This window comes from Rhizobium mayense (genome assembly GCF_030272705.1).
Lineage (GTDB): Bacteria > Pseudomonadota > Alphaproteobacteria > Rhizobiales > Rhizobiaceae > Rhizobium > Rhizobium mayense.
Map to the genome: position 1 here is coordinate 12,994 of NZ_JARFYM010000036.1, position 9,884 is coordinate 22,877.

11 protein-coding genes are annotated in these 9,884 nt (G+C 60.4%); 9 read left to right on the plus strand and 2 right to left on the minus strand.

Annotated elements, in window-relative coordinates; translation table 11 throughout:
• The first annotated feature begins 34 nt into the window (after nucleotides 1-34).
• The 4 genes from PY649_RS29150 (at nucleotide 35) to PY649_RS29165 (ending at nucleotide 2,611) form a co-directional block, all read left to right on the plus strand.
• On the plus strand, nucleotides 35-250 hold the full coding sequence (locus PY649_RS29150) for a hypothetical protein (RefSeq protein WP_285872381.1): 216 nt from the start codon (nucleotides 35-37) through the stop codon (nucleotides 248-250).
• Nucleotides 251-350: 100 nt separating this feature from the next.
• Complete coding sequence (locus PY649_RS29155) at nucleotides 351-1,514, plus strand: YcaO-like family protein (protein ID WP_285872424.1); 1,164 nt, start codon at nucleotides 351-353, stop codon at nucleotides 1,512-1,514.
• On the plus strand, nucleotides 1,511-2,236 hold the full coding sequence (locus PY649_RS29160; protein ID WP_285872382.1) for a TfuA-like protein: 726 nt from the start codon (nucleotides 1,511-1,513) through the stop codon (nucleotides 2,234-2,236). Before PY649_RS29155 ends, PY649_RS29160 begins: the two co-directional genes overlap by 4 nt.
• 132 nt (nucleotides 2,237-2,368) lie before the next feature.
• The gene (locus PY649_RS29165) at nucleotides 2,369-2,611 is read left to right on the plus strand and encodes a hypothetical protein (protein ID WP_285872383.1); all 243 of its coding nucleotides are present in this window, start codon (nucleotides 2,369-2,371) and stop codon (nucleotides 2,609-2,611) included.
• Between the two features lie 203 nt (nucleotides 2,612-2,814).
• On the opposite strand, the gene PY649_RS29170 is transcribed toward PY649_RS29165, so the two are convergent.
• Together PY649_RS29170 and PY649_RS29175 are read right to left on the minus strand one after the other, a co-directional pair.
• Entirely contained in the window at nucleotides 2,815-3,501 is a 687-nt protein-coding gene (locus PY649_RS29170) for a TetR/AcrR family transcriptional regulator (RefSeq protein WP_285872384.1), read from the minus strand.
• A 7-nt stretch (nucleotides 3,502-3,508) separates the two neighbouring features.
• Entirely contained in the window at nucleotides 3,509-3,781 is a 273-nt protein-coding gene (locus PY649_RS29175) for a hypothetical protein (protein WP_285872430.1), read from the minus strand.
• Here PY649_RS29175 and PY649_RS29180 point away from each other — a divergent pair.
• The 5 genes from PY649_RS29180 (at nucleotide 3,672) to PY649_RS29200 (ending at nucleotide 9,878) form a co-directional block, all read left to right on the plus strand.
• Nucleotides 3,672-4,901 (plus strand): efflux RND transporter periplasmic adaptor subunit, encoded by a 1,230-nt coding sequence (locus PY649_RS29180; RefSeq protein WP_285872426.1) that lies wholly within the window; start codon nucleotides 3,672-3,674, stop codon nucleotides 4,899-4,901. The genes PY649_RS29175 and PY649_RS29180 overlap by 110 nt on opposite strands.
• 9 nt (nucleotides 4,902-4,910) lie before the next feature.
• Nucleotides 4,911-8,057: an efflux RND transporter permease subunit gene (locus PY649_RS29185; protein WP_285872385.1), complete on the plus strand. Its 3,147-nt coding sequence runs from the start codon at nucleotides 4,911-4,913 to the stop codon at nucleotides 8,055-8,057.
• Nucleotides 8,058-8,094: 37 nt separating this feature from the next.
• Nucleotides 8,095-9,144 carry a zinc-binding alcohol dehydrogenase family protein gene (locus PY649_RS29190; RefSeq protein ID WP_285872386.1) on the plus strand — a complete coding sequence of 350 codons (1,050 nt, stop codon included), beginning with the start codon at nucleotides 8,095-8,097 and terminating at the stop codon, nucleotides 9,142-9,144.
• Between the two features lie 66 nt (nucleotides 9,145-9,210).
• Nucleotides 9,211-9,456, plus strand: a complete 246-nt coding sequence (locus tag PY649_RS29195; RefSeq protein WP_285872387.1) for a FitA-like ribbon-helix-helix domain-containing protein — start codon at nucleotides 9,211-9,213, stop codon at nucleotides 9,454-9,456.
• Entirely contained in the window at nucleotides 9,453-9,878 is a 426-nt protein-coding gene (locus PY649_RS29200) for a type II toxin-antitoxin system VapC family toxin (protein ID WP_285872388.1), read from the plus strand. Before PY649_RS29195 ends, PY649_RS29200 begins: the two co-directional genes overlap by 4 nt.
• Nucleotides 9,879-9,884 lie beyond the last annotated feature (6 nt).

Sequence of the window (9,884 nt, forward strand, 5' to 3'; positions counted from 1 at the left end):
GTTCTTAACTATCCATCAAATTGGAGATTTAGACATGGCACATGTCGTGATTGGCATCCCGGGTGATCCGCAGCTTTACCTCGCCGACCTCAAGGCTGGCACCGTCACCCCGCTCGCGCCGCAGGCGCAAAGCTCAATCCACGCGGCCGATCAGTTGCGCCATGCCGGCGCAACCATCGTCAAGGGCGTCAATCTGGCCGTTGCCGTTGGGAGTGTCGATAAGGCTGCAAGCGGCGTATTTGACGGCTGAGATTCCTGTGACGGCAGATCCGTCTCTGTCTCTTGCCAAATTCCGGGCGCGGAATTCCGGCGAGCGGGATTTTGCGGCCGCCTCACCGTATTCGGATCGCATTTGCGCAGCCGAAGAAACGTTTCGGCGCATCGAGCCATATCTTGCCGGCCACGGCATCACTCGCCTTGGCCGGCTGACCGGGCTCGATAGAATAGGCATTCCGGTCTGGCAGGCCGTTAGCCCGAATGCCAAGTCTATCGTCATCAACAACGGCAAGGGCATCACCGACCTCGACGCCAAAGTTTCCGCTGCCATGGAGGCATTGGAACGAACGATCGCCGGCACCCCTGCGGTGAAGACAGTCTTTGCCAGCCGGCGGGAACTCTTGGCCAAAGGACAGCATGCCGATCCGCTTTCGTCTCTCATCGCCCGTGGCCAGGCCGACATCGCCGATAATGAAGAAATCGCCTGGGTTGAGGGTTACGATCTCATCGCCGATCGACACGTCTGGATTCCCTTCGACACCGTGACGCTCGACCGAACCCCTCGCAACCCGCGGTTCTGGCAGTCCTCCGACGGCCTCGCCTCCGGCAATGTACTGACCGAAGCCATCCTGCACGGCCTGCTTGAACGTATCGAGCGGGACGCCAAGGAACTGTGGGATGTTTCCGAACCGGTCCTGCGCATGGACACCTGCGTCGATCCCGCTTCGCTAGCAGATCCGGTGTTGAACGAATTGCTCGGAAAGATCGGCAGCGCCGATCTGACGCTCAAGCTGTTCGACATGACCAGCGATGTGAAAATACCGGCCTTCTCGGCCTTTCTCGGCCCGGCCGAAATAACCCGAGCAAAGTATGTCCGTTATATCGACGTGACCATGGGCTGCGGTGCGCATCCATCGGCGGTGCGGGCCGCGATCCGCGCCGTCACCGAGGCGGCGCAATCGCGCCTCACCTTCATCAGCGGCGCCCGGGACGACATTCATCCGGATGATTTCACCCGGGAGCTGCCGGAAAGCATCCTCCGTTGTTTCGAGGCGGTGCCGAAGCCAGCGGCAAGTCAGGATGAAGCCCTGCCCCTTGGCGCCGAAGCCCTGCTGCATCTGACCATCGACCGTTTGCGCCAGACGGGTATCAATTCCGCCATCGCGCTTTCCCTCGGCGACGCCTTGCTTCCCTTTGCCGTGGCCAAGCTCATCGTGCCGCAACTCGAAAATCCGGCCGGCGAGCGCAAGCGCCGCTTTGGCTATCGCGCCATCGCCAAGACCTTGCAACTGCTATGAAGCTCTTGTTCGTAGGCCCGACACTTCCCGACGCGGCTGATATCGCCGATCCCGGCATCATTCTCCGTCCGCCGGCAAAGCAGGGCGATATCATCGGCGCGATGGAAGCGGGAGCCAGCGTCATCGGCCTGATCGACGGGCTTTTCGAAAATGTCGCGCCCGTCTGGCACAAGGAAATCCTCTTTGCCCTGTCGAAAGGCGTCCGTTTCTATGGCGCAGCCAGCATGGGCGCACTGCGCGCCGCCGAATGCGCCGCTTTCGGCATGGTCGGTATCGGGCGCATTTTTGAGGCCTATGCCTCCGGCACGGTTGTAGACGATTCCGCTGTCGCGCAGATTCATGGTCCCGCCGAGCTCGGGCACCTTCCGCTCAGCGAACCGCTGATCAACGTGCAGGCAACCTTGCGCGCCCTGGCCGAGGCCGGCGCGATCAGTGAAGCCGAGCAAGTTGTTCTGCAAGAGCGCGCAGAAACTATGTTCTTCAAATCACTTACCTATCGCTCTCTGGCGGACACCGCGGACCTGCCGGATCCCGCGCGGCGGCAGGAAATTTCCGGTCTCCTGCGCGCCAATGCGGTCAACCAAAAACGCATCGACGCCCTGGAATTGCTTCGCGCAATTGCCGACTGCCCGGACGAGCGACAGCAACCGCCGCGCGATTGGGCCTTCAAAGCCAATAGTTTATGGCGTTCCGCCTTCCACCGCCTTGAAATTGCATCGTAAAAGCTGCACGCAATCTCACCTCGTGTCACGCTGTATGTCACGCGCCAATGCGCACGACTTGGGCTAAGCTCCTCTCATGTTCCTGGCGATGAGTATCTCGTTCTCCAGGAACTGAGGGCAAAGGGGCATCACATGACCGCAATTCTTCCTATCGAAATGGCAAGCCAGGATTCGGAGTCGCTGAAAGAACTGGCGTCAATTGCACGACTGATTACCTATGCGCGACAGAGCGCCAAGAGTTTGAACGCCGATTTCCCAGTCTGGTGCCTCGATCTCGCACTCGGCGCCGTGTTGCAGGAAATGTACGCAAACGGCCTGCAGATGCCGCTTTTCGAAGAGGGCGCAGACAAGGCAAATATGGCTGTCGCGCATTAAGGACAGTTTCTGAGATTCTGGCGGGGGGCCGGAGAAAGATGCCGGTGTGGTTCTTTGAGCCACGCCGGCATTGATCGCTTTGGCCTACAGGCTGACCTAGAGCAATTCCAGGAAGTGCGAAGCGGTTTTCCGTTCGGAATGCGTAAAAACAAAGGGATAGAGCGGTTCAGCGATTCCGTGAAACACTGAACCGGTCCAAAAGCCTATCGGACCTTCCGACGCGTCTGCGCGCCCGCGACAAAGATTGCGATGCATTGACGCAGGTGTCTCAGGCGGGTTTCGCGATCGGGCCAGTCGTTCGGCTTACCGGGATGCGAGATCATCGCGCCGAAGATCATGTTCATCAGCATGCGTGCGCCGCTTGAAGCATCTGCAATTTCGATCAGACCGCGTTTCTGCTGGAGGCTGAGCCAGTCAGCCAGCATTTGCCTGGACTGCTCGGCGCCGTAGGTGCGCAACAGCGCTGCAATCTCGGGAAACTGCTGCGCTTCACTCATGATGAGATGAACGAAAGCCTCGCGGTCACGCTCCGCCGCTTCATCGATATTGATCATGAAAATCTGTTCCAGCGCCTCCTCGAGCGGCAGATTTTCCTTAGGATCGCGTGGCAAGGCCAGCATCGAGGCGCGATGCTTGGCGATAATCGCCATGAAAAGTTCCGTCTTGCTCGAAAACAGTCGATAGAGGGTTTGCTTGGAAATCCTGCATCGCGCAGCGACAAGATCCATGGTCGTACCGCCGTAGCCGAACTCATGAAATGTCGCGCGGGCCTCGGTGATGATCTCCGCCCGCCTTGCATCGTCACTCGCCGATTTTGGACGGCCGCGCGGGCGGCGAACGACGACAGTTTCGTCAGCGTCCCTTCTCCTCGCCTGCGTCCCCACTTCCATCCTCACCTCAAAAAAGCCAAATGAGATTGACATTTATAACGGTACAAATATTTTTTGTACTACTTGGTACTGTAATTAAGACAATGGGAAATAGCAACGTGCGAACGCTCGCCTCTTCTACCCCTGTAATCGTACGTGCGGCGGCCTTCAAACGCCCCCCAGTCATACGGATGTTGTTGGTCGCAGCAGGGGTCGCCGCCACGTTGGCGCTAGCCAGTTGCAACGAGCAGAAGGCTTCGCAAACCAACGCGCCTGCCGTCAAGGCTGAAGTCAGCGCCATGACGCTGCATCCGCAATCGGTTGCGATCACTGCGGAGCTGCCCGGCCGCACCAGCGCCTATCTCATCGCTGAAGTGAGGCCGCAGGTCGGCGGTATCATCCGCAGCCGCAATTTCAAGGAAGGCAGCGAAGTCAAAGCCGGTGACGTGCTCTACGAAATCGACCCCGCCAGCTATCAGGCCGCCTATGACAGCGCCGCCGCTGCTCTGCAGAAGGCAGAAGGCGCTGTACCGAGCGCGCAGGCCAAGATGGACCGTTACCGGGGCTTGAGCGCCCAGAACGCTGTCAGCCAGCAGGATTACGACACTGCGCAGGCGGCCCTCGTCCAGGCGCAGGCCGATGTCGCCTCCGCCAAGGCCGCGCTCGAGACCGCACGCATCAATCTCGACTATACCAAGCTGCGCGCACCGATCGGCGGCCGTGTCGATGCCTCGACAGTCACCGTCGGCGCGCTCGTAACCGCCGACCAGACGACGGCGCTGACCACAATCCGCCAGCTCGATCCGATCAATGTCGACGTCACGCAGTCGAGCACCAACCTGCTCGAGTTCCGGCGCGCCATTGCGGAAGGCCGGTTGAAGACCAGCGGCGACAACGTCTCCGTCCACCTGACGCTGGAAGACGGTTCCGAATACAAGGAAACCGGCAAACTCCAATTTTCTGAGGCCTCTGTCGCGGAGACCGTCGGAACGATCACCGTGCGCGCTGTCTTCCCCAATCCGGAGCGCGTGTTGCTGCCCGGCATGTACGTTCGCGCAAGCATCGAGGAAGCGATCGCGGAAAACAGTTTCCTCGTGCCGCAGCGAGCGGTTACGCGCAATACGAAGGGCGAGCCGGTCGCGATGTTCGTCGGCGACGACAACAAGGTTCAGCAGCGGGTGCTGAAGGTGCAGAGAAGCATCGGCAACAGTTGGCTGATTAACGAAGGCATGAAGGACGGCGACCGGATAATCGTCGAAGGTGGCCAGCGCGTCCGTGCCGGCCAGGATGTCAACGTCGCCGCTGTGACCATCGACGATGCGACCGGCGAGCTGAAGCAAGCGGTCGCCGACACCAAGCCCGCCGAACAGGTCGAGCTGGAAAAGACCGATGGCAAAGCAGCCTCCGGCACGCAGAAGTAAGGTGGTTTGATGTCTCGTTTCTTCATTGACCGGCCGATCTTTGCCTGGGTCATCGCCATCATCATCATGCTGGCGGGCGCGCTGTCGATCTTCACTCTGTCGATCTCGCAATATCCGCAGATCGCGCCGACGACGGTGCGCATCACCGCAACCTATTCAGGCGCAGATGCCCAGACGGTCGAAAACTCGGTGACCAAGGTCATCGAGCAGGGCATGACCGGTATCGACAATCTCGACTACATGGCCTCCACGTCGACTTCGACGGGCCAGGCCTCGATCTCGCTGACCTTCACCAACAAGGCCAATCCAGACGTGGCCCAGATGCAGGTGCAGAACAAGCTGCAGCTCGTCACCGCGCAATTGCCGCAGTCCGTCCAGAGCACCGGCATCACGGTGTCCAAATCGACCTCGAACTTCCTGATGGTCATCGGCTTCGTGTCGACCGACGGCAAGCTCAATTCCAACGACCTCGCCGACTACGTCAACAGCACCCTGAACGACACCCTGAAGCGCGTCCCGGGCGTCGGTGACACGCAGCTCTTCGGCGCCGGTTACGCCATGCGCATCTGGATCGATCCGGACAAGCTTGCGAAATACCAGTTGATGACGTCCGATGTGGTCTCGGCAATCCAGGCACAGAACACACAGGTTTCGACCGGCCAGCTCGGTGCATTGCCGCAAATGCCGGGCCAGCAGCTCAATGCGACGGTGACGGCCAAAAGCCGCCTGCAGACACCGGAACAATTCAACAACATCATCCTGAAGAGCCAGTCCAACGGTTCGTTGGTACGCCTCAACGACGTCGCTCGCGTCGAGCTGGGCGCCGACAGCTACACCAGCTCGAGCGCCTTCAACAATCAGCCCTCGGCCGGTCTCGCGATCATGCTTGCCTCGGGTGCCAACGCCATCAACACGGCCGAGGCCGTGCAGTCGACCATCAACAGCCTGAAGCAGACGCTGCCGCCGAATGTCGAAGTCGTCTATCCCTATGACACGACGCCCTTCGTCAAGCTGTCGATCGAGGATGTGGTGAAGACGTTGTTCGAAGCCATCGTGCTCGTCTTCATCGTCATGTTCGTCTTCCTGCAGAACATCCGCGCCACGCTGATTCCGACACTTGCCGTTCCGATCGTTCTGCTCGGCACGTTCGGCGTGCTGTCGGCCTTCGGCTACTCCATCAACACGCTCACCATGTTCGGCATGGTGCTGGCGATCGGCCTCTTGGTGGACGACGCAATCGTCGTGGTCGAAAACGTCGAGCGCGTGATGGAGGAGGAGGGACTATCTCCGCGCGAGGCAACCATCAAGTCGATGCAGGAAATCACCGGCGCCTTGATCGGCATCGCCACGGTTCTGTCGGCCGTGTTCATCCCAATGGCCTTCTTCTCCGGCTCGGTCGGCGTCATCTACCGTCAGTTCTCGGTGACGATCGTTTCGGCGATGATCCTGTCGGTCATTGTCGCGCTCATCCTGACGCCCGCGCTTTGCGCCACCATTCTCAAGCAGCCCGAGCACGGCGCCAAGGAGCGGGGCCTGTTCGGCTTGTTCAACCGCAACTTCGAGCGTGGCGTCCATGGATATCAGTATAGCGTGCGCCGCATCATCAAAGGCGCTCCCTTCTTCCTTGTCCTGTTCCTGCTGATCGCCGGCGTCGTCGGCTATCTGTTCAACCATCTTTCCAGTTCGTTCCTGCCGGACGAAGACCAGGGCATCCTGATCACCAGCGTGCAGCTCCCGCCGGGTGCTACGGACTACCGCACCAAAGACGTGCTGGCGCAGGTCAGGCAGTACTATCTCGAAAAGGAAAAGCCTTATGTCGACGCCGTCTTCACCGTCGCAGGTTTTGGCTTTGGCGGACAGGGGCAAAACGTCGGCCTGGCCTTCATCAAGCTGAAGGATTTCGCGGAGCGTCAGACAAAGGAAAGCAAGGCGCAGGCGATCGCCGCCCGCGCCATGGGCGCCTTCTCGAAGATAAAGGATGGCAGCGTCTTCGCGCTCGCGCCGCCGGCAATCCCGGGCTTCGGCAGTTCCGCGGGCTTCGATTTCTTCATCAAGGACATCAACAACGCAGGGCATGATCAGCTCATTGCCGCCCGCAACCAGTTGCTGGGCGCCGCCGCGAAAAACCCCAAACTGTTCGGCACGCGCCCGAACGGCCAGGAAGATACCCCGCAATATTCGGTTGTGATCGACCAGGAAAAGGCAAGCGCCCTCAACATCAAGCTTTCCGATATCGACGCGACACTGTCGACGGCCTGGGGCAGTACCTATGTCAACGATTTCATCGACCGCGGTCGCGTCAAGAAGGTCTACGTGCAGGCCGACGCCAAGTTCCGCATGCAGCCGGAGGATTTCGACCGCTGGTACGTGCGCAACTCCGATGGTGCCATGGTGCCCTTCTCGGCCTTTGCCTCCGGCAAATGGAACTATGGCTCGCCGCGCCTCGAACGCTATAACGGCTCGTCGGCCGTCGAAATTCAGGGTGCTGCTGCCCCCGGCGTTTCGTCCGGCGACGCCATGAACCAGATCGACCAGATCATGGCGAGCTTGCCGCCGGGCTTCAGCCATGAATGGACCAGCCTCTCGGCTCAGGAAAAGCTCTCCGGCAACCAGGCCAGCCAGCTCTACGCCATCTCCATCCTGGTCGTCTTCCTGGCACTGGCTGCGCTTTATGAGAGCTGGTCGATCCCGCTCGCCGTCATGCTGTCGGTTCCGATCGGGATCTTCGGGGCGCTATTGGCGGCCACCCTCTTCGGCCAGTCGAACGACGTCTACTTCAAGGTCGGCCTGCTCACCACCATCGGTCTCGCCGCCAAGAACGCCATCCTGATCGTCGAATTCGCCATCGAGCAGCAGAACAGCGGCAAGGACCTAGTTCCGGCGACGCTGGAGGCGGCCCGCCAGCGCCTGCGTCCGATCCTGATGACGTCGCTCGCCTTCATCCTCGGCGTCATGCCGCTGGCCATCGCGAACGGCGCGGGCTCCGGCAGCCAGAACTCGATCGGCATCGGCGTCATGGGCGGCATGATCTCGGCCACCGTGCTTGGCGTCTTCTTCATCCCGCTGCTCTTCGTCTCGGTCCGCCGCGTCTTCAAGGGTGGAAAGCGGCCGTCAAGCACCGCGGCATCGGAGCCAGCCCCGGACACGGCGCACTAAGAAGCGCCACCTGCACGCTTTAAGGGAGGAGAATGCTATGATCAGGGCTTTGATGATCGAGGCAGAAAACGTCACGCGCTTCCACGACATAGAGGAAGCGCCGCTGGGCGCGGGCCAGGTCCGCGTCGGTGTCCGGCATATTGGCCTCTGCGGCAGCGATCTCAACACCTTCAAGGGCCTCAACCCGCTGGTGAAGCTGCCGCGCATTCCCGGCCATGAAATCGGCGGCGAGATCGTTGCCGTCGGCCCCGGTGTCGATCCCGCCTATGCGCCCGGCCGCCGTGTCATCGTCATGCCCTATACCAATTGCGGGGAGTGCAGCTCCTGCCGCAAGGGCCGGCTCAACGCCTGCCGCTACAACAAGACGCTTGGCGTGCAACAAGATGGCGGGCTGGCCGAGGAGATCGTGCTGCCGGCCGAAAAGCTGATCCTCAACGACACGCTGCCGCCGCGTCATCTGTCCCTAGTCGAGCCGCTGTCCGTCGGCTTTCACGCTGTCGAACGCGGCCGGGTGGCGAAAGGCGACCGCGTGGTCGTCCTCGGCTGCGGCATGATCGGCATGGGCGTCCTGATCGCCGCGGTCGCCCGCGGCGCCGAAGTCCTCGCCGTCGATCTTAGCGAGGAAAAACGCGCTCTTGCCCGGCAGCTCGGCGCCGTCGAGACGATCGACGCCGGTAGCGACGATGTCGTCGCCAGGGTAAGCGAACTGACCGGCGATGACGGCGTGGATATCGCTTTCGAGGCTGTCGGCCTGCCCGCGACCTTCACCCAAGCTGTCGATCTCGCCTGCTTTGGCGGCCGTGTCGTCTATGTCGGCTATTCCAAGGCGCCGGTCACCTACCAGACGCAGTTCTTCAACCTGAAGGAACTCGACATCATGGGCTCCCGCAACGCCCTGATGCGCGACTTTCAAAGCGTCGTCAGCCATCTTGAGACGATCGGCGACAAGGCCGACGCGCTGATCTCGAAAGTCTTTCCTTTTGAAGAGGCCGAAAAAGCGCTACCCTATTGGGACAGTCACCGCAACGCGCTGAAGATCGTGATTGAGCGCGGCGCGACAGATGGAGCGTCCACACCCACCACTTAATGACGGCCATTTGAAAACTCTGTCATCAATGATTAATATGCAATCATTGATGACTGGAGAATCTCAATGGCCAGCATGACGATCCGCAATATCGACGATCATCTAAAGGCGCGATTGCGAATTCGCGCAGCAGCACATGGACGATCGATGGAGGACGAGGCACGCGACATCTTGCGAGCTGCATTGTCGGCTGAGGACAAGCGGCAGCCTAACTTGGCGGAAGCTATTCGCCGCCGCATGGCTGCAACTGGTGGTGTCGTACTTGAGATTGCGCCACGCGAACCGATCCGACCGGTCGAGCTTGATCCATGATCATTCTCGATACCAACGTTATTTCGGAACTTCTGACACCATCACCGTCGACAACCGTCGAGGCCTGGCTCGCCGCCCAGCCTCCCCTGTCCATCTTTACGACGGCGACCACCCAGGCAGAAATCCTTTATGGTCTCAGACTGTTGCCCTCCGGTAGACGCCGGAGCCAACTGGAAGCTGCCATTCTCCCAATATTCGAAGAGGATTTTGCCGGACGAGTTCTAGCGTTCGACAGCGAAGCAGCGAGCGCTTACTCCGTGATTGCAACATCGCGGCGTCAGGAAGGCAGGCCGATCAGCCAGTTCGACGCCCAGATTGCGGCAATTGCAGCATCTCGTGGGGCAACGCTGGCAACACGCAACGTGCCGGATTTTTTGGGCACCGGAATCGTGATCATCAATCCATGGGACTATCGGGCCTGATCCAGC

Bases quoted from the DNA above. Each gene is read 5' to 3' on its own strand.
- PY649_RS29150 (WP_285872381.1), top strand. From the start codon at position 35: ATGGCACATGTCGTGATTGGCATCCCGGGTGATCCGCAGCTTTACCTC.
- PY649_RS29160 (WP_285872382.1), top strand. From the start codon at position 1,511: ATGAAGCTCTTGTTCGTAGGCCCGACACTTCCCGACGCGGCTGATATC.
- PY649_RS29165 (WP_285872383.1), top strand. From the start codon at position 2,369: ATGACCGCAATTCTTCCTATCGAAATGGCAAGCCAGGATTCGGAGTCG.
- PY649_RS29170 (WP_285872384.1), bottom strand. From the start codon at position 3,501: ATGGAAGTGGGGACGCAGGCGAGGAGAAGGGACGCTGACGAAACTGTC.
- PY649_RS29180 (WP_285872426.1), top strand. From the start codon at position 3,672: ATGTTGTTGGTCGCAGCAGGGGTCGCCGCCACGTTGGCGCTAGCCAGT.
- PY649_RS29175 (WP_285872430.1), bottom strand. From the start codon at position 3,781: ATGGCGCTGACTTCAGCCTTGACGGCAGGCGCGTTGGTTTGCGAAGCC.
- PY649_RS29185 (WP_285872385.1), top strand. From the start codon at position 4,911: ATGTCTCGTTTCTTCATTGACCGGCCGATCTTTGCCTGGGTCATCGCC.
- PY649_RS29190 (WP_285872386.1), top strand. From the start codon at position 8,095: ATGATCAGGGCTTTGATGATCGAGGCAGAAAACGTCACGCGCTTCCAC.
- PY649_RS29195 (WP_285872387.1), top strand. From the start codon at position 9,211: ATGGCCAGCATGACGATCCGCAATATCGACGATCATCTAAAGGCGCGA.
- PY649_RS29200 (WP_285872388.1), top strand. From the start codon at position 9,453: ATGATCATTCTCGATACCAACGTTATTTCGGAACTTCTGACACCATCA.